The 23,494-nt window shown below is 65.0% G+C and carries 25 protein-coding genes; 13 read left to right on the forward strand and 12 right to left on the reverse strand.

Annotated features, from left to right (window positions below; all coding sequences use genetic code 11):
- Positions 1-7: 7 nt before the first annotated feature.
- Genes eno through J2X67_RS07610 form a run of 4 tightly spaced genes read right to left on the reverse strand, consistent with a single transcriptional unit; the run spans position 8 to position 4,184 of the window.
- Positions 8-1,291 carry a phosphopyruvate hydratase gene (gene eno / locus J2X67_RS07595; RefSeq protein WP_018905898.1) on the reverse strand — a complete coding sequence of 428 codons (1,284 nt, stop codon included), beginning with the start codon at positions 1,289-1,291 and terminating at the stop codon, positions 8-10.
- Positions 1,292-1,318: 27 nt separating this feature from the next.
- On the reverse strand, positions 1,319-1,624 hold the full coding sequence (locus J2X67_RS07600) for a DUF1330 domain-containing protein (protein ID WP_281146610.1): 306 nt from the start codon (positions 1,622-1,624) through the stop codon (positions 1,319-1,321).
- 26 nt (positions 1,625-1,650) lie between these two features.
- Positions 1,651-2,505, reverse strand: coding sequence for a 3-deoxy-8-phosphooctulonate synthase (gene kdsA / locus J2X67_RS07605; protein WP_309951921.1), 855 nt, complete (start codon positions 2,503-2,505; stop codon positions 1,651-1,653).
- A complete protein-coding gene (locus J2X67_RS07610; protein WP_309951922.1) occupies positions 2,502-4,184 on the reverse strand; it encodes a CTP synthase in 1,683 nt (560 codons plus the stop codon). Before J2X67_RS07610 ends, kdsA begins: the two co-directional genes overlap by 4 nt.
- 139 nt (positions 4,185-4,323) lie before the next feature.
- Here J2X67_RS07610 and coaBC point away from each other — a divergent pair, with 139 nt between their 5' ends.
- From coaBC to J2X67_RS07630, 4 genes are all read left to right on the forward strand, one after another.
- Positions 4,324-5,547 (forward strand): bifunctional phosphopantothenoylcysteine decarboxylase/phosphopantothenate--cysteine ligase CoaBC, encoded by a 1,224-nt coding sequence (gene coaBC, locus J2X67_RS07615; RefSeq protein ID WP_309951923.1) that lies wholly within the window; start codon positions 4,324-4,326, stop codon positions 5,545-5,547.
- Positions 5,547-6,002, forward strand: a complete 456-nt coding sequence (locus J2X67_RS07620) for a hypothetical protein (RefSeq protein WP_309951925.1) — start codon at positions 5,547-5,549, stop codon at positions 6,000-6,002. The genes coaBC and J2X67_RS07620 overlap by 1 nt, the downstream gene beginning before the upstream one ends.
- Positions 5,999-6,445, forward strand: a complete 447-nt coding sequence (gene dut / locus J2X67_RS07625; RefSeq protein ID WP_309951927.1) for a dUTP diphosphatase — start codon at positions 5,999-6,001, stop codon at positions 6,443-6,445. Before J2X67_RS07620 ends, dut begins: the two co-directional genes overlap by 4 nt.
- A 176-nt stretch (positions 6,446-6,621) precedes the next feature.
- A complete protein-coding gene (locus tag J2X67_RS07630) occupies positions 6,622-7,122 on the forward strand; it encodes a glycine zipper 2TM domain-containing protein (RefSeq protein ID WP_281146604.1) in 501 nt (166 codons plus the stop codon).
- A 105-nt stretch (positions 7,123-7,227) separates the two neighbouring features.
- Here J2X67_RS07630 and J2X67_RS07635 read toward each other — a convergent pair whose 3' ends face one another.
- The gene (locus J2X67_RS07635) at positions 7,228-7,752 is read right to left on the reverse strand and encodes an FKBP-type peptidyl-prolyl cis-trans isomerase (RefSeq protein WP_309951931.1); all 525 of its coding nucleotides are present in this window, start codon (positions 7,750-7,752) and stop codon (positions 7,228-7,230) included.
- A 14-nt stretch (positions 7,753-7,766) separates the two neighbouring features.
- On the opposite strand from J2X67_RS07635, the gene J2X67_RS07640 reads away from it, so the two are divergent.
- The 3 genes from J2X67_RS07640 (at position 7,767) to J2X67_RS07650 (ending at position 9,773) form a co-directional block, all read left to right on the forward strand.
- Positions 7,767-8,909, forward strand: coding sequence for a JmjC domain-containing protein (locus J2X67_RS07640; protein WP_309951933.1), 1,143 nt, complete (start codon positions 7,767-7,769; stop codon positions 8,907-8,909).
- Complete coding sequence (locus tag J2X67_RS07645) at positions 8,899-9,408, forward strand: hypothetical protein (protein WP_309951935.1); 510 nt, start codon at positions 8,899-8,901, stop codon at positions 9,406-9,408. The genes J2X67_RS07640 and J2X67_RS07645 overlap by 11 nt, the downstream gene beginning before the upstream one ends.
- A gap of 92 nt (positions 9,409-9,500) precedes the next feature.
- Positions 9,501-9,773, forward strand: a complete 273-nt coding sequence (locus J2X67_RS07650; protein ID WP_309951936.1) for a hypothetical protein — start codon at positions 9,501-9,503, stop codon at positions 9,771-9,773.
- A 92-nt stretch (positions 9,774-9,865) separates the two neighbouring features.
- Here the strand turns inward: J2X67_RS07650 and J2X67_RS07655 are convergent, their stop codons facing one another.
- From J2X67_RS07655 to J2X67_RS07680, 6 genes are all read right to left on the reverse strand, one after another.
- Positions 9,866-10,642, reverse strand: coding sequence for an MBL fold metallo-hydrolase (locus J2X67_RS07655; protein WP_309951938.1), 777 nt, complete (start codon positions 10,640-10,642; stop codon positions 9,866-9,868).
- 5 nt (positions 10,643-10,647) lie between these two features.
- A complete protein-coding gene (bamC, locus tag J2X67_RS07660; RefSeq protein ID WP_309951940.1) occupies positions 10,648-11,736 on the reverse strand; it encodes an outer membrane protein assembly factor BamC in 1,089 nt (362 codons plus the stop codon).
- A gap of 138 nt (positions 11,737-11,874) precedes the next feature.
- Positions 11,875-12,765 carry a 4-hydroxy-tetrahydrodipicolinate synthase gene (gene dapA, locus J2X67_RS07665; RefSeq protein WP_281146599.1) on the reverse strand — a complete coding sequence of 297 codons (891 nt, stop codon included), beginning with the start codon at positions 12,763-12,765 and terminating at the stop codon, positions 11,875-11,877.
- A gap of 80 nt (positions 12,766-12,845) precedes the next feature.
- The gene (locus tag J2X67_RS07670; RefSeq protein ID WP_309951941.1) at positions 12,846-13,415 is read right to left on the reverse strand and encodes a class I SAM-dependent methyltransferase; all 570 of its coding nucleotides are present in this window, start codon (positions 13,413-13,415) and stop codon (positions 12,846-12,848) included.
- A 5-nt stretch (positions 13,416-13,420) separates the two neighbouring features.
- The gene (locus J2X67_RS07675) at positions 13,421-13,561 is read right to left on the reverse strand and encodes a hypothetical protein (RefSeq protein WP_309951943.1); all 141 of its coding nucleotides are present in this window, start codon (positions 13,559-13,561) and stop codon (positions 13,421-13,423) included.
- 23 nt (positions 13,562-13,584) lie between these two features.
- Positions 13,585-14,808 (reverse strand): MFS transporter, encoded by a 1,224-nt coding sequence (locus J2X67_RS07680; protein ID WP_309951945.1) that lies wholly within the window; start codon positions 14,806-14,808, stop codon positions 13,585-13,587.
- 184 nt (positions 14,809-14,992) lie between these two features.
- Here J2X67_RS07680 and J2X67_RS07685 point away from each other — a divergent pair, with 184 nt between their 5' ends.
- From J2X67_RS07685 to J2X67_RS07710, 6 genes are all read left to right on the forward strand, one after another.
- Positions 14,993-15,454, forward strand: coding sequence for a DUF2846 domain-containing protein (locus tag J2X67_RS07685; protein ID WP_309951947.1), 462 nt, complete (start codon positions 14,993-14,995; stop codon positions 15,452-15,454).
- Positions 15,455-15,547: 93 nt separating this feature from the next.
- On the forward strand, positions 15,548-17,545 hold the full coding sequence (locus J2X67_RS07690) for a DNA topoisomerase IV subunit B (protein WP_309951948.1): 1,998 nt from the start codon (positions 15,548-15,550) through the stop codon (positions 17,543-17,545).
- A 26-nt stretch (positions 17,546-17,571) separates the two neighbouring features.
- Positions 17,572-18,465, forward strand: coding sequence for a lytic transglycosylase domain-containing protein (locus J2X67_RS07695; protein ID WP_309951950.1), 894 nt, complete (start codon positions 17,572-17,574; stop codon positions 18,463-18,465).
- A 58-nt stretch (positions 18,466-18,523) separates the two neighbouring features.
- Positions 18,524-19,645 (forward strand): kelch repeat-containing protein, encoded by a 1,122-nt coding sequence (locus J2X67_RS07700; RefSeq protein ID WP_309951951.1) that lies wholly within the window; start codon positions 18,524-18,526, stop codon positions 19,643-19,645.
- Positions 19,646-19,691: 46 nt separating this feature from the next.
- A complete protein-coding gene (parC, locus tag J2X67_RS07705; protein ID WP_309951952.1) occupies positions 19,692-22,088 on the forward strand; it encodes a DNA topoisomerase IV subunit A in 2,397 nt (798 codons plus the stop codon).
- Positions 22,088-22,276 carry a hypothetical protein gene (locus tag J2X67_RS07710; RefSeq protein ID WP_309951953.1) on the forward strand — a complete coding sequence of 63 codons (189 nt, stop codon included), beginning with the start codon at positions 22,088-22,090 and terminating at the stop codon, positions 22,274-22,276. Before parC ends, J2X67_RS07710 begins: the two co-directional genes overlap by 1 nt.
- A gap of 22 nt (positions 22,277-22,298) precedes the next feature.
- On the opposite strand, the gene J2X67_RS07715 is transcribed toward J2X67_RS07710, so the two are convergent.
- Entirely contained in the window at positions 22,299-23,429 is a 1,131-nt protein-coding gene (locus tag J2X67_RS07715; RefSeq protein WP_309951954.1) for an MBL fold metallo-hydrolase, read from the reverse strand.
- Positions 23,430-23,494 lie beyond the last annotated feature (65 nt).

A 23,494-nucleotide genomic window follows, 5' to 3' on the forward strand; every position in this document is an offset into this window, starting at 1 on the left:
CCGGGCGCTACTTCAGGTTGTAGAACGCGCCGCGGCCGGGGTAGCTGGCGATGTCGCCCAGGTCTTCTTCGATGCGCAGCAGCTGGTTGTACTTGGCGATGCGGTCGGAGCGCGAGAGCGAACCGGTCTTGATCTGGCCCGCGTTGGTGCCCACGGCAATGTCGGCAATGGTGCTGTCTTCGGTTTCGCCCGAGCGGTGCGAAATGACGGCGGTGTAGCCCGCGCGCTTGGCCATTTCGATGGCCGCGAAGGTTTCGGTGAGCGTGCCGATCTGGTTGATCTTGATCAGGATCGAATTGGCAATGCCCTTGTCGATGCCTTCCTGCAGGATCTTGGTGTTGGTAACGAACAGGTCGTCGCCCACCAGCTGCACGCGTTTGCCGAGGCGGTCGGTGAGCAGCTTCCAGCCGTCCCAGTCGCCTTCGTGCATGCCGTCTTCAATGCTGATGATCGGGTACTTGTCGACCCAGGTAGCCAGCATGTCGGCCCAGTTGCCGGCCGAGAGCGTGAGGTTCTCGCCGGAGAGCACGTAGTTGCCGTCCTTGTAGAACTCGCTGGCTGCGCAATCGAGGCCGAGCGCAATCTGCTCGCCGGCCACGAAGCCCGCCTTGTCGATGGCTTCGAGAATCAGCTGGATGGCCGCTTCATGGCTTTCGACGCTGGGCGCAAAACCGCCTTCGTCGCCCACCGCCGTGCTGATGCCGCGGTCGCCCAGAATTTTCTTGAGTGCATGGAACACCTCGGCGCCGTAGCGCACGGCTTCGCGGAAGCTCGGCGCGCCCACGGGGATGATCATGAACTCTTGCAGGTCGAGGCTGTTGTTTGCGTGCGCGCCGCCGTTGATGACGTTCATCATTGGCACGGGCAGTTGCATGCCGCCCATGCCGCCGAAGTAGCGGTACAGCGGCAGGCCCGACTCTTCGGCCGCGGCGCGTGCCACGGCCATCGAAACGGCGAGCGTCGCATTGGCGCCCAGGCGGCCCTTGTTGTCGGTGCCGTCCAGGTCGATCATCGTGCGGTCGAGGAAAGCCTGCTCGCTGGCATCGAGGCCGAGCACGGATTCCGAGATTTCGGTGTTGATGTTCTCCACCGCCTTGAGCACACCCTTGCCGAGATAGCGCTTCTTGTCGCCGTCGCGCAGCTCGATGGCTTCACGCGAACCGGTCGATGCGCCCGAGGGCACAGCCGCGCGGCCCATGGTGCCCGATTCGAGCAGCACGTCGCACTCGACTGTGGGATTGCCGCGGCTGTCGAGAATTTCGCGGCCGACGATGTCTACGATTGCACTCACTTATTGCCTTTCGTTTTGAACTGAATCTCAGACCGGGGCGGAAACGCCCTCGACCAGAACCATATTGAAGAATTCGGTCGTTCCGGCGCGTTTGGCGCGCGCGGCACGGTACAACTCGTCGTCGTAGAAAGCCTTGGCCTTCTCATAGCTGGGAAAGCGCAGCATGGCGATGCGTGCGGGCTGCCAGTTGCCTTCAAGGGTTTCGAACTGGCCGCCGCGCACGAGGTACTCGCCGCCCGCCGCCTTTACCGCGTCTGGCGCAATAGCCATGTACTGCTTGTACTGCTCGGGGTCGGTGACCTTCATGTCGACGATGATGTAGGCGGACGCCATGTGTTCTCCAGTCTTGTTGTTGGTGCTCAGTTGAAAGAGCTTTCCAGGAAGCCGTTCTTCTTGGTGATGCGGTCCAGCTCAAGCAGCGTTTCCAGCAGGGCCTTCATGTGCTTGAGCGGCACGGCGTTGGGGCCGTCGCTCAAGGCCTTGGCGGGATCGGGGTGCGTTTCCATGAAAACACCGGCCACGCCCACCGCAATGGCAGCGCGCGCCAGCACCGGCACCATTTCGCGCTGGCCGCCCGAGCTTGTGCCCTGGCCGCCCGGCAGCTGCACCGAGTGCGTGGCGTCGAACACCACGGGTGCGCCAGTCTCGCGCATGATGGCGAGCGAACGCATATCCGACACCAGGTTGTTGTAACCAAAGCTCGCGCCGCGTTCACAGGCCATGAAGCTGTTCTCGTCGAGGCCCGCTTCCCTGGCGGCCGCGCGCGCCTTGTCGATCACGTTCTTCATGTCGTGCGGCGCAAGGAACTGGCCCTTCTTGATGTTCACCGGCTTGCCCGACTGGGCCACCGCGTGAATGAAGTCGGTCTGGCGGCACAGGAAGGCGGGCGTCTGCAGCACGTCGACCACCTTGGCGGCCTCTGTGATGTCTTCGTTGGTGTGAACGTCGGTGAGCACGGCCAGGCCGAGTTCGCGCTTCACCTTGGCGAGGATTTCCAGGCCCTTGTCGCGCCCGGGGCCACGGAAGCTGGTGCCCGAAGAGCGATTGGCCTTGTCGAAGCTGCTCTTGAAGATGAACGGAATGCCGAGCGCCGAAGTGATTTCCTTCAGCGTGCCGGCCGTGTCCATCTGCAGTTGCTCGGATTCGACCACGCAAGGGCCGGCAATCAGGAAGAAGGGCTGGTCCAGCCCGATGTCGAATCCGCAGAGTTTCATGCTGCTACCGCCTTCAGGTTCTTTGCACCGCCCGCGCTGCGGGCCTTGTGGTCGAGCGCCGCCTTGATGAAGGCGTTGAAGAGCGGGTGGCCGCTCCAGGGGGTCGACTTGAATTCAGGGTGGAACTGCACGCCCATGTACCAGGGGTGCACGTCTTGGGGCAGTTCGACGATTTCGGTGAGATGCTCGCGCTGGGTAAGAGCGGAAATTACCAGGCCTGCGGCGCGCAGTTCGTCCAGGTAGTTCACGTTGGCTTCGTAGCGGTGGCGATGGCGTTCGGTCACCACGTCGCCGTAGATGCTGTGGGCCAGCGTGCCGGCCGCCACGTCGGAGCTTTGCGCGCCCAGGCGCATGGTGCCGCCGAGGTCGGACTTCTCGTTGCGCGTTTTCACGGTGCCGTCTGCGTCTTTCCACTCGGTGATGAGTGCGATGACGGGGCAAGGGGTTTCGGGGTCGAACTCGGTGCTGTTGGCGTTTTTCAGGCCCGCCACGTGGCGCGCGTATTCGATGGTGGCCACCTGCATGCCCAGGCAGATGCCAAGGTAAGGCACCTTGCCTTCGCGCGCAAAGCGGGCGGCGGAAATCTTGCCTTCGACGCCGCGCTGGCCAAAACCGCCGGGCACCAGGATGGCGTCGTACTTGGCAAGGCGCGACACGTCTTGCGGCGAAATGGTTTCGGAGTCGATGTAGTCGATCTTCACGCGCGCATGGTTCTTCATGCCGGCGTGGCGCAGTGCTTCGTTCAGCGACTTGTAGCTGTCGGAGAGGTCGACGTACTTGCCGACCATGGCAATGCTCACTTCCTGCTGCGGATGCTCGACCTCGTAGACCAGCTCGTCCCAGCGGTTGAGCTTGGCCGGCGGCGTGTTGATGCGCAGCTTGTCGCAGATGAGGCCGTCCAGGCCCTGCTCGTGCAGCATGCGCGGCACCTTGTAGATGGTGTCCACGTCCCACATCGAGATCACGCCCCATTCGGGGACGTTCGAGAACAGCGAGATCTTGGCGCGCTCGTCGTCGGGAATCGGGCGATCGGCGCGGCACAGCAGCGCGTCGGCCTGGATGCCGATGGCGCGCAGTTCCTTGGCGGTGTGCTGCGTGGGCTTGGTCTTGAGCTCGCCGGCGGCGGCAATCCAGGGCACGTAGCTCAGGTGCACGAAGGCCGAGTTGTTCGGGCCCATGCGCAGGCTCATCTGGCGAACGGCTTCCAGGAAGGGCAGCGATTCGATGTCGCCCACCGTGCCGCCGATTTCGACGATGGCCACGTCGACTTCGTGCGCCGTGCCAAGGCCGGCGCCGCGCTTGATGTATTCCTGGATCTCGTTCGTGATGTGCGGGATCACCTGCACCGTCTTGCCGAGATAGTCGCCGCGGCGCTCTTTTTCGAGCACGGTCTTGTAGATCTGGCCGGTGGTGAAGTTGTTGGCCTTGCGCATCCGCGTGGTGATGAAGCGCTCGTAGTGGCCGAGGTCGAGGTCGGTTTCAGCGCCGTCGTCGGTAACGAACACTTCGCCATGCTGGAACGGTGACATCGTGCCGGGGTCGACATTGATGTACGGATCGAGCTTGATGAGGGTGACCTTGAGGCCGCGCGATTCGAGGATCGCGGCGAGGGAGGCGGAGGCGATTCCCTTGCCAAGGGAAGATACGACACCACCGGTGACGAAGACAAATTTGGTCATGCCAGTTCCGGACCATAGATCCGGGCAGTGGGAAATTCCGATTATAGGTGTGCCCATTGCGACACCCTGCGGCAAGGGCATCTTTCGAAGGGGCGCCCGCCCGAGCGCCCGCAAGCTGGGGTGAGCAACAATACGCCCCATGCAAGATCTCGCCGGCAAACACATCGTCCTGGGCCTTACCGGTGGTATCGCCTGCTACAAATCGGCCGAGCTGTGCCGCTTGTTCGTCAAGGCGGGCGCCACCGTGCAGGTGGTCATGACCGAGGCGGCCGAGCAGTTCATCACGCCGGTGACGATGCAGGCGCTTTCGGGGCGCACCGTCTACACCTCGCAGTGGGACGCGCGCGAGCCCAACAACATGCCGCACATCAACCTGAGCCGCGAGGCCGATGCCATCGTGCTCGCACCCTGCAGCGCCGACTTCATTGCGCGGCTTGTGCAGGGCAGGGCCGACGACCTGCTGAGCCTGATGTGCCTGGCCCGCCCGATGGACCGCGTGCCGCTCCTGATTGCGCCCGCCATGAACCGCGAAATGTGGGCTCACCCCGCCACCCAGCGCAACCTTGTGCAAGTGTCGGCCGACGGCGCCACGGTGCTGGGCGTGGGCAGCGGCTGGCAGGCCTGCGGCGAGACGGGCGACGGGCGCATGCTGGAGCCGGCGCAGCTGCTCGAAGACATTACCGCCTTCTTCGCCCCCAAGCTGCTTGCGGGCCACAAGCTGCTCGTTACCGCCGGTCCCACCTTCGAGCCACTCGATCCGATACGCGGCATCACCAATCATTCGTCGGGCAAGATGGGTTTTGCCATTGCGCGCGCTGCGCACGAGGCGGGCGCACAAGTCACGCTGGTGGCCGGCCCGGTGCATCTGCCGACGCCGCGCGGCGTCAACCGGATCGATGTGCTGTCGGCGCAAGACATGCTGGACGCTACCCTGCGCGCAGCGGAGGCTGCTAGCATTTTTGTAGCAACGGCTGCGGTTGCCGATTGGCGCCCGGCAACCCACAGCGAACACAAGATCAAGAAAGACGGCAGCGGCAAGACGCCGGTGCTGAATTTCGTCGAGAACCCCGACATCCTGCTTGCCGTGGCAAAGAGCGAGCGAGCGCAATCGCACAAGCTCTTCTGCGTTGGCTTTGCGGCCGAGAGCGAGAACCTGGCCGAGCATGCCAAGGCAAAGCGCCAGCGCAAGGGAATCCCGCTCCTGGTCGGGAACATCGGCCCGCTGACCTTCGGCCAGGACGACAATGCGCTGCTGCTGGTGGACGCCAACGGCACGCGCGAGTTGCCTCGGGCCCCCAAGCTCACCCTCGCGCGCGAACTCATGACCGAAATCGCCGCACGCCTGCCTGACTGGAGGGTCTGATGAATCCGCAATGGAACACGCCGCCGAATGGCGACTTTGCGAGCTATGTGGAGCGGCTCTCGGCACAGGCCGCACTGCCCAGGCGGGCGCCGCATGAGGGCGACCATGGGCTGGACGTCGGCATGAACCCCGCGCAGGGTGCGCCCGGTGCGCAGGGCGCCGCCGCGGCGCAGAGGCGAGTAGCCTCGAACGAGGACACCCCTGCGCAGGGCGGGCCGTTCACGCCCGCGGTGCTCAAGGCCATGGCTGTCGGGGGCGCGCTGGTGTTTCTGGTGCTGTGGTCAGCCGGCGTGCCTATCGTCGTGCTGGTGGTGCTATTTGGCGCGGCGCTCTGGCTCGCCAGCAAGTTGAAGGGCCTCAAGCTCTCCCCCGGCGTTGCCAAGTGGCAGCAGGTGCTCGAAGAAGCCGCCCGCAAGCAAAAAGAACAGCAACATAAACAAGGCAGGCAGAAGTGAAAGTAGACGTTCGTATCCTCGATCCACGCATGGTGGATCAATTGCCAGCCTATGCCACGCCCGGTAGCGCGGGGCTCGACCTCAGGGCCTGCCTCGATGCGCCGATCACGCTGGAGCCCAATGCCTGGCAGCTCGTGGGCACAGGCATCGCAATCCACCTGGCCGATCCGGCTTATGCGGCGCTGATTCTGCCGCGCTCGGGTCTCGGCCATAAGCACGGCATCGTGCTGGGCAATCTGGTCGGCCTGATCGACAGCGACTACCAGGGCGAACTGAAGATCAGCGCCTGGAACCGCAGCGACACGCCTTTCGTGCTCGAACCGATGGAGCGGCTTGCCCAACTCGTGATCGTGCCTGTGGTGCAGGCCCAGTTTCGGGTGGTCACAGAATTTGCAGCCACGCAACGCGGCGAAGGCGGCTACGGCTCCACTGGCAAGCACTGAAATCCCGGTTCGTATCGGCCCAGTAAAGTTTTGGAACCGATCAGCTTGCGGTTTGCTCCTACATACCGGTGTGTGTCGGACGTCATCCCCTGTGCGGGAATGGCGTTAAACACAGGCCCAGGCTTGGTGCTTCCGGATGCTCCGGTTGCATTGACTAATTCCGAGGAGCCATCAACATGAAAATTTCAACGCGCTTCATTTCCATCGGCGCTTCCGTGCTGGCACTTGCCACGCTTACCGCCTGCGTCGCTCCCGCGCCGGTCTATCACACCACGCGCTACCCCTACCAGGCACCGCCGCAGGCCGTTCCGTACCAGGAAGCGGCGTACGTCGAGTATGGCCACGTGGCCAACATCGAAGTGCTGCGCAGCGAAACCAGGGGCACAGGCACTACCGGCGGTGGCGCCGTGGCAGGCGGTGTCGTAGGCGGCGTGGTGGGCAACCAGTTTGGCCACGGCAGCGGCCGGGCCGCGGCAACCGCGCTGGGCATTGTGGGTGGCGCCCTGCTGGGCAACACCATCGAAGCCCAGAACAACGGCCCACGCGCATACGAGAGCTACCGCATCTCTGTGCAAACCGACCGCGGCGGCTATCGCGCCTTCGATGTGCAGCACCCGGGCGACCTGCGCATCGGCGATCGTGTGCGCATCGACAACGGCCAGCTCTCGCGCATGTAGAAGGCATCGAAAGCGCTTTTCGCGAGCAGCAAAAAGCCGGGCAGTGCCCGGCTTTTTTGTTTGCCGCCGGGGCTCGGCCTCAACGCAGCAGGTCAGTGCAGCAGGTCAGTGCAGCAGGTCGTTGCCTGGCGCCGTGGGCGGCACCTTGAAGAAGGCCGTGCCCGCCGTGCCGCGGCCGACTTCTTCTTCGGTGGCCTCGCGTACCGAGCGAACCGTGATGTCGAGCCGAACCGCAATGCCCGCGAGCGGATGGTTGCCGTCGAGCACCAGGTGGTCCGGGTAGATTTCGGCCACCGTATAGATCACGTCCTTGGGCATCGCCTCGCTCACCCCCTTGGGCAGCGCGGCGCCGTCGAAGGTCATGCCTTCTTCCGTGCCTTCCGGAAAGAGCGACCGAGGCTCGAGAAAGAGCAACTGGTCGTTGAAGTCGCCAAAGCCTTGCTCAGGCTCCAGCTGCAGTTGCACCTTGGCGCCGGGCTCGTGGCCCTGCAGGGCGGCTTCGATCACGTCGAAGAGGTCGTCGCCTCCCACCATGAATTCAACGGGCTCGTCGAGCACGTCCAGCACTTCGCCCAAAGTGTCTTTCATGGTCCAGGTCAGGCCGACCACGCATTGTTCAGAGATTTCCATTGCAGAATTCTCCCATGGAGATTACACAACCGCTGCCGTTGCTCGGCGGCCTGAGCGCCGCGCAGTTCATGCGGCGGTATTGGCAGAAAAAGCCGTTGCTCGTGCGTCAGGCGATACCCGCCATGGTGCCACCGATCGAGCGCAGCGCGCTCTTTGCCCTGGCCGAGCGCGAGGACGTCGAATCGCGCCTCATCCGCCATGGCAAGGCGGGCTGGACGCTCAAGCACGGGCCGCTCTCGCGCCGCGCTTTGCCGCCGCTCAAGCAGCCCGAATGGACGCTGCTGGTGCAGGGCGTCGACCTGCATCACGACGGCGTGCATGCGCTGCTGCAGCAGTTTCGCTTCTTGCCCGATGCGCGGCTGGACGACCTGATGATCAGCTACGCCAGCGACAAGGGCGGCGTGGGCGCGCATTTCGACAGCTACGACGTCTTTTTGCTCCAGGCCCAGGGCACGCGGCGCTGGTCGATCGGAAAGCAAGGCGACCTGCGCCTGCAGCAGGGCGTGCCGCTCAAGATCCTCGAGCAATTCGAGCCCGAGCAAAGCTTTGTGCTCGAGCCCGGCGACATGCTCTATTTGCCGCCGCGCTACGCGCACGACGGCGTGGCTGTCGGCGACGACTGCATGACTTATTCCATTGGCCTGCGGTCTTCCGCCGCGGGCGAGCTCGGTGCCGACCTGCTGGCCCGCATGGCGCAGGCCTATTCAGAAGCCCTTGAAGACGCCGGCCCCGCCGAGTTGGCCCGCTACCGCGATCCGGCGCAGCCCGCGGTCGATGCGCCAGCCGCCATGCCTGCGGCGCTGCAGGCCTTTGCGCGCAAGGCAGTCGATGCTGCCCTGCGCGACCCTGACGCCATCGACCGCGCGCTCGGGGAATCGCTGACCGAGCCCAAGGCCAATGTCTGGTTCGACGAAGGCGCCGAAGCGCCCGGCGCGCTGCACAGCGTGGTGCTCGACCGCCGCACGCGCATGCTTTACGACGCGCGGCATCTCTACATCAACGGCGAGAGCTTTCGCGCCGGCGGCGCTGATGCAACGCTGATGCGCAAGCTGGCTGACCAGCGTGCGCTGGGCCCCCGCGAACTGGCGCGCGCAAGCAGCGGTGCGCTCGCGCTGCTGGCCGAGTGGTGCGAAGCGGGGTGGCTCCATGCCGAATGAGCGTACGGCAGGGGAGCAGCCCTTGCCCGAAGGCTGGTTCGATGGCCGGGAGGCCTTCGATGGCATCGTGCGGGCCGCGCTCTCGGCCGCAGTCCGGCAAGGCTGGAAAGAACTGGTCTTGAGCGACCCCGATTTTGCCGACTGGCCGCTGGGAGAGCGTGCCAGCGTGGAAGCGCTGCAGGCCTGGTCGGCTTCCGGCCGCCGCTTCATCTTGCTGGCACAGCGCTTCGATGTAGTCGAACGTAACCATGCACGCTTTGTGCCCTGGCGCCGGATGTGGGATCACATCATCGAATGCCGCGTCGTGCGCGCAGAGGGCAGCAACGCCGTGCCAAGCGCCATCTGGACGCCCGAGTGGTGTGCCCACCGCACCGACCCGGAGCGCAGCCGCGGCGTGAGCGGTTTCGACCCGCGGGCAAGGCGCGAACTGCGCGAAGCCATCGATGAGTCGTGGCGAGCGGCGCGGCCTGCGTTTCCGGCATCGACACTGGGCTTGTAAGCCAATGCCGCGAATGACGGCGCGAGACACAAACGGGCAGTGATGCGGGTCTAGAATTTTTTGGTCCAGACATTCATTGCAAAGGAGTTTCCATGAAGAAGCCGTCATCCGTCCTGCTGGCCTCGCTGATTGCCGCTGCCGCACTCGTGGCTTGCGGAAAGAAAGAGGACGCCGCGCCGGCGGTTGTGACCCCGCCTCCCGCTCCGGTGACCGAACCGGCTCCTGCACCGCCCGCGGCTGCTCCGGCACCCTCGACCACCGATCCCTCGGCCGCAACTACGCCTTCGCCGGGTGCTTCGTCGGCCCTCGATGCGGCCAATGCCGCCACCGAGGCTGCCAAGAAGAACGAAGCCCCCAAGCAGTAACAAAGCCGAAGCGGGTATTCATTCACCCAGCAAAAAAGCCGCCTCATGGCGGCTTTTTGCATGGGCCATTCGCGGGCGGCGCCAACCGACAATCAAACGTCCAGCCAGGGCGAACCTTCCGAAGCACTGGCCGTGAGCATCTCGGCCTCGTGTGCCCCTAGGGCTTCAGCCATGAGGCGGCGCACGATTTCGGGACGGTTGTTCTGCTCGCTCAGGTGCGCCGCGACCACATGGCGCAGGCCGTCGTGCCGAACTGCGCGCGCGATCTCCGCGGCGGCTTCATTCGACAAGTGGCCGTGCTTGCCGCCTACGCGCAGCTTCAGGAAGGCCGGATAGGCCGAATTGGCCAAGAGCTCGCTGTCGTGGTTGAACTCGAGCAGCAGCGCATGAACGCCGCTCAGCCTGGAGAGCACATGGGCCGTGGCGTGTCCCAGGTCGGTGAGCACGCCCAGCGTTCGCGCGCCGTCGGAGCAGCGCAGCTGCAGGGGCTCGCGCGCGTCGTGCGGCACGGTAAAGGGCTGCACCGCGATATCGCCGACCGCAAACTCCGCGTCGTCTCGTGCCAGGTTGAGCCGGCCTTCGAAGTCGCGTCCGCCGGTGGCGAGCCAGGTGCCTTCGCTCATCCACACGGGAATGCGGTTGCGCCGCGACAGCGAATGGGCACAGCCGATGTGGTCGCCATGCTCGTGCGTGACAAAGATTGCGTCGATATCGGTGGCTGCGAGGCCTGCCTTGGCAAGCCGCAGATCGAGCTGCCGCAGGCCAAAGCCGCAATCGACCAGGAGCCGTGAGGTGCGGCCGCCGCTGGTCGCTTCGACCAGCGCGGCGTTACCCGTGCTGCCGCTGCCGAGGCTTCGGAAGCGGAGCATGCGGGTTACTTCAGGTCGTCTGCAATGACCTGGACGATGCGTTGCGCATTGGCCGAGGTTTCAGGTGCGCCGGATTCGTTCAGTACCGAGACCGTGGTCGATTCGCCCTGGCCCTTTACCAGAATGCGGAACTTGATCGGCGCCTCAGCCTTGCTGGAGCCGCTGAAGAGCTTGCCGAAGAAGCCGGGTTCCTTCTTGTCGGTGTTGGGCGTCACGTAGCGCACGTAGTAGATGCCGGCGCTGCGGTCGCGGTCTTCAACGGTGAAGCCGGTGCGGTCGAGTGCAAGGCCCACGCGGCGCCATGCCCGGTCGAAGCCTTCGTTGATCTGCACGACCGGCTGGCCGCCTGCGTTCGAGACGGTGGCAGTCTTGGTCGGCGCCGTGGTGGCGGCCAGGATCTTCGACTGCTCTTGCGAAACGCCGAGCTTGACCATCAGGCGGCGCAGGAACTCGGTTTCGAGTTCAGGGTCGCTCGGGCGGGGCTGCCACACGGTCTGGTCCTGGCGGCTGTTGTTGTAGACCTCTTGCATGCCGCGGTGGCTGATGAAGATCTCGGTGCCATTGGGCGTGCGCTCCAGGCGGGTGCGGAAGCGGTCGAGTTCGCCGGTCGAGTAGACCGAATCGACCAACTTGCCCAGCGTGCCGCGGATGATGTCCTGCGGCAGCTTGGCGCGGTTTTCAGCCCAGTCGGTTTCCATGATGCCGAGGTTGCGCTGCTCGGTGGTCAGCAGGAAGCCGCTTTCCTGCCAGAAGTCTTTCACCGGATCCCACAGCTGGTCGGGCGAGCGGTTGATGACGATCCAGCGCTGCGTGCCCGAACGCTCCATGCGAACGTCGCCGATGTTGGCAACTGCAGTGGGAATGCCAGGCGCGTTGGTTGCGCCGGCCTGGTAGGCGTTGGCGGTGACCGCGCCGCCCGGAACCGCATAGCGGTTCTCGCGCGAAAGCTGCGACAGGTCGGGCGGGACCTCGAGCGTCGGGGCCTTGCCGGCGCTCTTGTAGTCGATCTTGTCGCCCTCGAGAACGGAGCAGGCGGCGAGGCTGACAACAAGGGCCAGCAGTGCGAATCGCGAGATATGCGAAAGGTTCTTCAACGTCGTCTTCCTTGTTGGAATGGGTTCGATCAATCTATGGGGCCGCATTGCCCGCACTCTGTGAGCACGGTTCAGGCAAAAGGTTGCGTAACCTCGATGCGGCGGGGAGAAAAGAGGTGTTTGGGGGAGAAAGCGGGCTCAGCCCTTGAGCAGGCCGCAGGCGCGCAGGGCAGCCTCGACCACGGGTTGGTTGGTTTCAGCCAGTTCGGTGAGCGGCAACCGCAGGCTGCCGCCGCAGAGACCAAGCCTGGACATGGCCCACTTGAGAGGAATCGGGTTGGGTTCGACGAACAGGTTGCGGTGCAGCGGCATCAGCTCGAACTGGATCTGCATGGCCTTGCGCACGTCGCCCGCGATGGCCGCAACGCACAGCTCGTGCATCTTCCGCGGGGCAATGTTGGCCGTCACGCTGATGTTGCCCTGGCCGCCGCAGAGCATGAGAGCCACCGCTGTCGGGTCGTCGCCGGAATACACGGCAAAGTGCTTGGGCAGGTCGCGAATGAGCCACTGGGCACGCTCGATGTTGCCGGTGGCTTCCTTGATGCCGATGATGCCAGGCACCTGCGCGAGGCGCAGCACGGTGTCGTGCGCCATATCGGCAACGGTACGGCCGGGCACGTTGTAGAGCACGGTAGGCAGGTCGCCCACGGCTTCTGCAATGGCCTTGAAATGCTGGTACTGGCCTTCTTGCGTCGGCTTGTTGTAGTAGGGCACCACCTGCAGCTGCGAATCGGCGCCAACGCCCTTGGCGAACTTGGCAAGCTCGATGGCTTCCTTGGTCGAATTGGCGCCGCAGCCGGCCATCACGGGCACGCGGCCCTTGGCCTGCTCGACCGACACGCGGATGATTTCGCAGTGCTCCTCCACGTCGACCGTGGGCGATTCGCCGGTGGTACCGACGACGCCGAGGCAATCGGTGCCTTCGTCGATGTGCCAGTCGATCAGTCGGCGCAGGGCCGGGTAGTCGACACTGCCGTCTTCGTGCATCGGCGTGACGAGAGCGACGATGCTGCCTGTCAGTTGCTCCAAGGGGGAATCTCTCTGTCGGGTGGACGAAAGCGCCGATTCTACTTACTCCGGCGGCCCCGGAAACCGCCGCGGCGGCGGGGTCAGATTGCCGGCAGGAGATGGCGGTCGGGCTCCCCGGACGAGGCGCTGCCGGCACGAACCGCGGCAATGCGCTGCACGAAGCGATCCGGCTCGGCGAGAAAGCCGTCTTCATAGGCCACCACGCGCAGGCCCTGGCAGGCGGCCAGCAGTTCGCCCGGCTGCAGCAGGAAGTCGGGGCGAGAGGGCTTGCCTACCGTTTCGTTTCCGGCGGCAAAGGTTTCGTAGAGCAGCACGCCACCGGGCGCAACCGCGGCCACGATGTCGGCCATGCGCGGTCGCCACAGGTAGTTGGTGACGATCACCGCACCAAAAACGTGGCCCCCGAAAGGCCAGGGGCCGGCTTCGATGTCGGCGGTTACCGTGTCGCCAAAGACGCGAGCGGCCTTGATTGCTTCGGTGGAGCGGTCGACGCCCGTGACCGTATGCCCGCGTCCGGCAAACCACTGCATGTGCCGCCCATTGCCGCAGGCCACGTCGAGCACTGTGGCGCCTGGTGCGAGCAGGTGCGACCACCGCACGATCCATTCCGAGGGCTTCGATCCGCTGTGCAAGGTTGCTATGTCTTTCATGGCAATCAAAAGCAGGACCAGACCTGGTTGGCCAGCGTGACGAGAAAGTCCGGGTGAACGTAGAGCGCGAAAACGCCGCCCAATACCGCCACCGCGGCGGTGAGCCAGCCGGCGTGCACGAGGCGGTGGCGCGTTTGCGGAGTCATGGCCGCCATTGTCCGCCGCCTGATCAGCCCGGCACAACCGCAGGCCGCGCCGCCCGGGCAATTGCGCCCTCCTTCACCGGCAGGTTGATCAGCGCGGCGAACACGCCCAAGGCAATTGCGATGTACCAGACGATGTCGTAGCTGCCTGTGGTGTCATACAGGTAGCCGCCAAGCCAAACGCCGATGAACGACCCGACCTGGTGGCTCAGGAACACGAAGCCGCTGAGCATCGACAGGTGCGCCACGCCGAAGATGCCCGCGATGATCGCGTTGGTTGCGGGCACCGTCGAAAGCCAAAGAAAGCCCATGGCCGCCGAAAAAACATAAACGCTCAGCGGAGAAATCGGCACCAGCAAAAAGAGCACGATGGAAACGGCCCGCGCAAAGTAGATGGCCGCCAGGATCTTTCGCTTGGCCAGCTTCTGGCCCAGCAAGCCCACGGTGTAGGTGCCGAACACATTGAAGAGCCCGATCAGCGCCAGCGCGTAGCCGGCCACCTCTACCGGCAGCTTCTGGTCGCGCAGGTAGGTCGGCATGTGGATGCCGATGAAGGCCAACTGAAAGCCGCACACGAAATATCCCGCCATCAGCAGCCCGAAGCTCGGGTAGCGAAACGCCTCGCCCACCGCCTGCACCACCGATTGCTCACGGTGCCCCGCCAATGCGCCTTGCCGCGGCTCGCGCAGGCCCAATGCCAGTGGCACGATCACCAGCACGAGTACAGCCACCACCGCAAGGGCGGTTTGCCAGCCCAGGTGCCCGATCAACTGGCCTTCGATCGGCGCCATCAGAAACTGCCCGAACGAGCCCGCCGCAGCGGCCACGCCCATGGCCCACGAGCGCCGTTCTGCGGGAATCTGCCGCCCGATCACCCCGTAGACGACGGCATAGGTCGTACCTGCCTGCGCCGCGCCAATCAGCACGCCGGCGCTCAGCGTAAACAGCAGCGGCGTGGGCGAGTAAGCCATGCCAAGCAGGCCGAGCGCATAGAAGACCGTGCCGGCCAGCAGCACGCGGAATGCCCCGAACCGGTCGGACAGCATGCCCGCGAAAACTCCGAAGATGCCCCACGAGAGGTTCTGCACGGCCAAGGCAAACGAGAAGGTCTGGCGGCTCCAGTCCTGCGCCTGCGTGATCGGCTGCAGCCACAGGCCGAAGCCGTGGCGAATGCCCATTGAGAGCGTGACGATCATGGCGCCGCAGATCAGCACCTGCTTGATCGAGAGGGTGGGGGAGGAGGCTTGCATTGCTCTGAATGTACCGATTTGCTACTTTGACGGGAGGCGCAGCGGGCAAAGCCATTGATGATTTGTTCCGGCCACACCGATGCTTCAGACGCATCAAAGCCGCAGTTTCTCGCCAGCCTGGGATTGCTTGTAATTGGTTACATTTGCGTTTTCTCAACGCCACTGATTGCAAGGATCCTCACCCATGAGAAGAGCCGTCCTGAAGTTCGCCGCCCTTGCGGTGCTGACCGTCGCAGTTGCCGGCTGCGCCAGCGGCCCGACCGGGCCCAAGTTCCAGGAGATGGGCAACGTCATTCCCAAGCTCAAGCCGGGCAACGGCCGCATCTATTTCTTCCGTGCCGCCGGGCCTTTCGGCGCCTCGCTGCAGCCTGGGGTGCGCCTCGACAAGCTGCGTGTCGGCACGTCGAAGCCCGGCAGCTTCTTTTTTGTCGACCGGCCGGCTGGCACCTACCAGGCCGCCACGACCAGCGACCTGCGCAAGACACTTGAAGTACCGCTTGCTGATGGCGAGACGAAATACGTGCGCATGTCGCCTTCGTTCGGGCTCGCGGTCGGAAGCATCGTTCTCGATCTCGAGGCGCCCGAGAAGGCCCGGGCCGAAATGGGTTGGCTCAGCTACGCGGGGCAGTTCATCGGCGACAAGTAAGTCCTGCGCCAGGCGGAGCATCGGCCGGGGGCGGATCGGTGCCCCTGTATGGGTATCCAGTCATTTCGCACCGACTGACTACAATCCGCCCCCATGGCGACTCCCCCCAAGACTCCCCCCAGTTCATCGTCCGCGTCCTCCGGGTACTCGGAAGGTTCCATCCGCGTGCTCAAGGGCCTTGAGCCCGTGAAGCAGCGCCCGGGCATGTACACCCGGACAGACAACCCGCTGCACATCATCCAGGAAGTGCTGGACAACGCCGCCGACGAGGCGCTGGCCGGCTACGGCAAGAAGATCAAGGTCACCCTGCATGCTGACAACTCGGTCAGCGTAGAGGACGATGGCCGCGGCATTCCCTTCGGTATGCACCCCGAAGAAAAGGCACCCGTGATCGAGCTGGTCTACACCCGGCTGCACGCGGGCGGCAAGTTCGACAAGGGCTCCGGTGGCGCCTACAGCTTTTCGGGCGGCCTGCACGGCGTGGGTGTTTCGGTAACCAACGCGTTGTCGAAACGGCTCGAAGTCACTTCGCACCGCGAAGGCTCGGCCGCCAGGCTGGCCTTCAGCGCCGGCGACGTGATCGAGGCGCTCGAGATCCGCAAGCTCGAAGCCGGCGAACGCAAGCAGGGCACCACCGTGCGCGCCTGGCCCGACGCCAAGTACTTCGAAACCGCAGCCCTGCCCATGGGCGAGCTCACCCACCTGCTGCGCAGCAAGGCCGTGCTCATGCCCGGCGTGAGCGTGACGCTCACCATCGAGAAGACCAAGGAAACGCAGCAGTGGCTCTACAAGGGCGGCCTGAGCGACTACCTGATGCAGACGCTCAACGGCGACCCGGTGATTCCGCTCTTCGAAGGCAGCGGCCATGCCGACAAGAACGCCGACAACTTCGCCGAAGGCGAGGGCGCCGACTGGTGCGTGGCCTTTACCGAAGACGGCCAGCCGGTGCGCGAGAGCTACGTCAACCTGATTCCCACCAGTGCCGGCGGCACGCACGAAAGCGGCCTGCGCGACGGCCTGTTCACCGCGGTGAAAGGCTTCATCGAACTGCATTCGCTGCTGCCCAAGGGCGTGAAGCTCTTGCCCGAAGACGTGTTCGCACGCGCTTCGTATGTGCTGAGCGCCAAGGTGCTCGATCCGCAGTTCCAGGGCCAGATTAAGGAGCGCCTCAACTCGCGCGACGCGGTGCGGCTGGTGTCGAGCTTTGTTCGCCCCGCGCTCGAGCTGTGGCTCAACCAGCACGTCGACTACGGCAAGAAGCTCGCCGAACTGGCCATCAAGGCCGCGCAAACACGCCAGCGCGCCGGCCAGAAGGTCGAAAAGCGCAAGGGGTCGGGCGTAGCCGTGCTGCCCGGCAAGCTGACCGATTGCGAAAGCAAGGACACGAGCCACAACGAGGTCTTCCTGGTCGAGGGCGACTCCGCGGGAGGCAGCGCCAAGATGGGCCGCGACAAGGAAAGCCAGGCCATCCTGCCGCTGCGCGGCAAGGTGCTCAACACCTGGGAAGTGGAGCGCGACCGCCTCTTCGCCAACACCGAAATCCACGACATCTCGGTGGCCGTGGGCGTCGACCCGCACGGGCCCAACGACACGCCCGACATGAGCGGCCTGCGCTACGGAAAGATCTGCATCCTTTCCGATGCCGACGTGGACGGCTCGCACATCCAGGTGCTGCTGCTCACGCTGTTTTTCCGGCACTTTCCAAAACTCATCGAAGCCGGCCATGTGTATGTCGCAAAGCCGCCACTTTTCCGTGTCGACGCGCCGGCGCGCGGCAAGAAACCGGCTTCCAAGGTCTATGCACTTGACGAGGGCGAACTGACCGCCACACTCGACAAATTGCGCAAGGACGGCGTGCGCGAAGGCGCCTGGAGCATCAGCCGCTTCAAGGGCCTGGGCGAAATGAGCGCGGAACAATTGTGGGAAACCACGCTCAATCCGGATACCCGGCGCCTCATGAAGGTACAGCTGGGGCGCTTCGACTTCACGTCCACCCAGGGAGAGATCACCAAGCTCATGGGCAAGGGCGAGGCAGCCGCGCGGCGCGAGCTCATGGAACTGCGCGCCGACGATGTCGATATCGATGTTTGACCATCCTCGTGAAAATTTCAGATTTCATGCGTCCGTTGCTCCTGGCCTTGCTGCTTTGCACGCAGCAGGGGCTTGCGCACGCCGCTGACATCTACGGCTACATCGACAGCAAGGGCATCGCCCATTTCGCTTCCGAGAAGATCGACGAGCGCTACCAGATCTTCTTTCGCGGTGGCCAGAGCTTCGACACTGCCAAGGGAATTTCGCCGCTAGGCCGCGGTGGGCACAGGCTCGACGGCAAGGTGCCGCCGGCATCGCAAACCTTGCTTGCGCTGTTCGAAGCTTCGCCAAGCTACAAGACTGCAAAGGCCGCGCTGCGCGACGCATCGAACAAGCATTCGATCGACTACGAGTTGCTGCAGGCGCTGATTGCAACCGAATCGGGCTTCGACGCGCAGGCCGTCTCGCCAAAGGGCGCGATGGGCCTCATGCAACTCATGCCGGCCACCGCGCAGCGCTACGGCGTCTCCGCGGACAAGCGCGGCACCATCGAAAAGAAGCTGTTCGATCCGCGCGTCAACATTGCCGCCGGTTCGCGCTACCTGCGCGACCTGATCGAGATGTTTCCGGGGCAGATCGAACTGGCGCTTGCCGCCTACAACGCAGGCGAAGGCGCCGTGCAGCGCGCGGGCAACAAGATTCCGAACTACAAGGAAACGCAGAACTACGTTCAGACTGTGCTGCGGCTCTATGCATATCTGAAGCCGTCGGCAGGCATGGCGGCAGGCGGCAGCAGCACCGGCAATGTGCGGGGCGGCAAGACGCCGGGCCGCATCCGCATGGAGCTGGTGGTTCCCAAGGGCGGGGCGGTGGGGCGTGGCAACATGCCGTCCGATTCGCCGAGCAGCATGCCTGCAATGCCCGGGATGTCCGAGCAGCCGGCGGTGCCGGATGCTGCCGTAGAAGCGCCCGTGTCCTGATGCCCGTGCACTGATGCCGCACACCCGCCTTTCTTCGTCGCCAATGAAGGAGCCCGCCATGCAACGCCGAAGCTTCGTTCTTGCGACCGCCGCTTGCGCGGTAGCCGGCGCTGCACGCGCGCAGCATGCGGCCACGCACGACACGCTGCCGCCGGTGCCTTCGTCGAAGGATCCGTATGCAAGGCTCCAGGGCGGCGTTCCGCATCACATGACACCCGAGCAAGAGGCCCAGCGCGTCACGGACAGCCCCGCGCCCGCCGGGCCCGCAGGGCGCTGGGTAAAGCGGGCGGCCCTGCCGATTCCGCGCAGCGAGATGGCCTGGGCCACTGCCGCGCAGGGACGCATGCATGTGGTCGGCGGCTATGGCGAAGGCGCCGTCAACCGCGACTACCACCACATCTACGACCCCGCGGCCGACCGCTGGCTCGACGGTGCGCCGCTGCCGCGCGGCGCCAACCATGTGGCGGTTGCCGCCGACGAGGGCCGCGTCTATGCACTCGGCGGCTTCGTCGAACAGAACCGCCGCTCCGACACCAACGCCTACGTCTACGACATAGCGGCCAACCGCTGGACCACCATTGCGCCGTTGCCGCGGCCCCGCGGCGCGGCGGCCGCCGTGATGCTGGACGGCTCGCTGCACCTGATAGGCGGCGCTTCCGAGCCCGCGGCCGAACGCGCGAGCGTCGGCTGGCATGAGGTCTACGACGCCAAGGCCGACCGTTGGACCCCGCGCAAGCCGTTGCCTGGCGCGCGAGACCACGTCGGCTGCGTGGCGAGCGGCGGCCAGATCCACGTGATTGGCGGACGCTTCAACACCTTCGAATACAACACCGACCTGCATCATGTGTACCTGCCCATGCGCGACACCTGGGAGCTGCGCGCGCCGCTGCCCACCGCACGTTCGGGCCACGGACTGGTGGTGTACCGGGGCCGCCTCTTCGCCATGGGCGGGGAGGGCGGGTTCCTGGTGGGCGGCGTGCCGCGCCAGGCCAGGGTTTTCGGCCAGATGGAAAGCTACGACCCCCTGGGCGACACCTGGCAACGACATGCACCGATGACCACGCCGCGCCATGCCGTCGGCGCCGCGGTCATCGGCGACTGGATCTACGTGGCCGGCGGCGGCGCGGTGCTCGGCGGCTCCGTGCAATCCGCGGTACACGAGGCCTTCACATTAGGCTGAGCGCGCAAGCGCCCGGCCCGCAACTGTTTTTCTTTCTCTCTTCTCCATGGACGACTCCCAACCTCCGCTCGATCTCCAGGGTCCCACCGACGGCGACACCACCCTCACCCTTGCCGACTATGCACAAACCGCGTATCTCGAATACGCGCTCAGCGTGGTCAAGGGCCGCGCGCTGCCCGATGTGTCCGACGGCCAGAAGCCGGTGCAGCGGCGCATTCTTTATTCGATGTCGCGCATGGGCCTGGGCTTTGGCGGCACCAACGGCACCGTGGGCGCCAAGCCGGTCAAGAGCGCACGCGTCGTCGGCGACGTGCTGGGCCGTTTCCACCCGCACAGCGACCAGGCGGCGTACGACGCGCTGGTGCGCATGGCGCAAGACTTTTCGCAGCGCTACCCGCTGGTCGACGGGCAGGGCAATTTCGGCAGCCGCGACGGCGACGGCGCCGCGGCCATGCGCTACACCGAGGCGCGGCTGGCCCGCATCACCAGCCTGCTGCTGGACGAGATCGACGAAGGCACGGTCGACTTCATTCCCAACTACGACGGCAGCACCGAAGAGCCGCGCTTGCTGCCAGCGCGCCTGCCCTTTACGCTGCTCAACGGCGCAAGCGGCATTGCAGTGGGCCTGGCCACCGAAATTCCGAGCCACAACCTGCGCGAAATTGCCGACGCCTGCGTGGCGCTGATCAAGTCGAACGGCAAGCTCAGCGATGAAGAGCTGCTGCAGATCGTGCCCGGCCCCGACTACCCGGGCGGCGCGCAAATCATCAGCGGCCCGGGCGACATTGCCGACGCGTACCGTACTGGCCGCGGCTCGCTCAAGGTGCGCGCACGCTGGAAAATCGAAGACCTCGCACGCGGCCAGTGGCAGCTTGTGGTCAATGAGCTGCCGCCGGGTGTCAGCACGCAGAAGGTGCTCGAGGAAATCGAGGAAATCACCAACCCGAAGGTCAAGGCCGGCAAGAAGGCCCTGAGCGCCGAGCAGACGCAGCTCAAGGCCGCAATGCTGTCGGTGCTCGACGTGGTGCGCGACGAATCGAGCAAGGACGCCGCCGTGCGGCTGGTGTTCGAGCCGAAGACCTCGCGCATCAGCCAGGAAGAGTTCATTACCACGCTGCTCGCGCAGACTTCGCTCGAAACCTCATCGCCGATCAATCTCACCATGGTGGGCATCGATGGCAAGCCGACGCAGAAGTCGCTGCGCCAGATGCTTAACGAGTGGATCGCGTTCCGCGAAATCACGGTCGAAAAGCGATCGCGGCATCGGCTGAACAAGGTGCTCGAGCGCATCCACATCCTTGAAGGCCGGCAGCTGGTGCTGCTGAACATCGACGAGGTGATTGCAATCATCCGCGCGGCGGAAGACCCGAAGGCTGCGCTCATTGCGCGCTTCAACCTCAGCGAGCGCCAGGCCGAAGACATTCTCGAAATTCGTCTGCGCCAACTCGCGCGGCTCGAAGCCATCAAGATCGAGCAAGAGCTCAAAGGCCTGCGCGACGAGCAGAAAAAGCTCGAAGACATCCTCGGCAGTCCGGCGGCCCTGCGCCGCCTGCTGGTGAAAGAAATCGAAGCCGACGCAAAAACCTTCGAAGACCCGCGCCGCACGCTGATCCAGGCCGAGAAGCGCGCTGTCGCCGAAGTGAAGGTGGTCGACGAGCCCGTCACCGTCATCGTTTCGCAAAAGGGCTGGGTCCGCGCGCAAAAGGGCTGGGCCAGCGAGAAGGCGGCAGGCAACGGCTCGGCCGCGCCCGAATACAGCTTCAAGTCCGGCGACGCGCTCTACGGTGCCTTCGAGTGCCGAAGCGTCGACACGCTGCTGGTCTTCGGCAGCGCAAAGGACAAGACCGTGCGCGTGTACACAGTGCCCGTGGCGTCGCTGCCGGGCGCGCGCGGCGACGGCCAGCCCGTGACCACGCTCATCGAGCTGGATGCCGGCACGCACGTCACGCACTTCTTTGCGGGCCCGGTGGGCGCGAGCGTGCTGCTGGCCAACACCGGCGGCTACGGCTTCATCGCCACCGTCGAAAACATGATGTCGCGCCAGCGCGGCGGCAAGGCCTTCATCGACGTGGGCGAGGGCGAGCAGCTTTGCCGCCCATCGCTGGTGGGCGGTGCGAGTGGCGCCGAGCCGATGCCCGCGGCCACGCACGTGGCCTGCGCCTCCACCGGCGGCCGCATCCTGACCTTCGACATTGCCGAACTCAAGAGCCTGCCGAAGGGCGGCCGCGGATTGACCCTGATCGACCTCGACGCCAAGGACACGCTCGCGGGCGCCGCGGCCTACACGCGCAGCGTGAAGATCGAAGGCATTGGCCGCGGCGGCAAGGAGCGCGACGAAACCCTGGAGATCCGCACGCTCAACAACGCGCGCGGCAGCCGTGCACGCAAGGGCAAGGCGGCCGACCTCGGGTTCAAGCCGACGAGCATCGTGCGGGTCCTGTGATGGGCGGCATCGACTTCAGCACTATCGGCCTCGCGATTGCGGTGGTCACGGGCATTGGCAGCTTCTGGTTCGGCCGCCAGATGCGCCTGAAGCGCGGCGCCAAGCAGCGCGAGAAAGATCGCATTGCTGCGCAAGCCAACGAAACCCGGCAGCAGCGCCGGGCGCGCGAGCGCAAGGAACGCGGCTAGCCCTGAGCCCTGGGTGGGCGGCCTATTTGAGGCCGTCCCACCAGCGCTCGTTGGTGCGGGCCTTTCCTACCGTCAGCACTTCGCCGATGACCGGCGTTGCGAGTTCGATGTTCTTTGCCTTCGAGAGATTGGCGATGCGGTCCAGCGGATCGTGCCAGGTGTGAAAGGCAAGGTCGAAGGTGCTGTTGTGCACCGAATAGAGCACCTTGCCCCGCAGGTCTTCGAAAGCCTGCACGCTTTGCTCCGGCGTCATGTGCACGGCGGGCCAATAGGCGTCGTAGGCGCCGTTTTCCATCAGCGCCAGGTCGAAGCCGCCGAAGCGTTCGCCGATTTGCTTGAACCCCGGAAAGTAGCCGGAGTCGCCGCTGTAGAAGATGCGCTGGTCGCCGCTTTGCACCACCCATGAGGCCCACAGCGTGCGATCGCGGTCGGTCAGCGTGCGGCCCGAGAAGTGCTGCGCCGGTGTGGCGGTGAGCTTCACGCCGTCGTGTTCACCGCCTTGCCACCAGTCGAGCTCCGTCACGCGGTCGGCCGGCACGCCCATGGCCAGAAGTCGTGCGCGTACGCCCAGCGGTACGAAGTAGCGCTGCACACGCTGCGCAAGATATTCGATGGTCGCCACGTCCAAATGGTCGTAGTGGTCGTGCGAAAGAATCAGCCCTTCGATGGGCGGCAACTGCTCGAGAGTGAGCGGCGGCTTGTGAAAGCGCTTGGGCCCCACCCAGGTGAACGGTGACGCGCGCTCGCTGAACACCGGATCGATCAGCCAGTATTTGCCCTGCAGCTTGAGCAGGTGAGACGAATGCCCGAGCCGCACCACGTGGTTGGCCTTGGGGTCGAGCGCATCGAGTTCGGCGGTGCTCAGCGTGTGCACCGGAATCGGATCGACCGGCACCGTGCCTACCTTGCTGCCCACGATGAAGCGCGACCAGATTCGCCAGGCGCTGGCGGAGGGCAGGACTTCCGGGTTCGGCAGGTTCTGGAAGCCGCAGCCCTTGAACTGTGGCGATGCGTCGTAGCGTGCCTCGCACCCGCTGCTGCTCACGCAGCCGGCGACCATTGCGCAGCTTGCCGCGAAGAGCGAAGTGCCGTAGCGGCGAAAGCGGCTCAAGCGGTGCTTCAGAAGGAGGAGGGGGCGAGCAACGTCGTTCATGGATGCGGATGTTCGGGGGTGTTTGCGGCGCGAGCTTAGCCGGGGCTTCGTTGCCAATGGTTTCA

The sequence above is a fragment of the Variovorax sp. 3319 genome, assembly GCF_031456585.1.
Taxonomy (GTDB): domain Bacteria; phylum Pseudomonadota; class Gammaproteobacteria; order Burkholderiales; family Burkholderiaceae_C; genus Variovorax; species Variovorax paradoxus_P.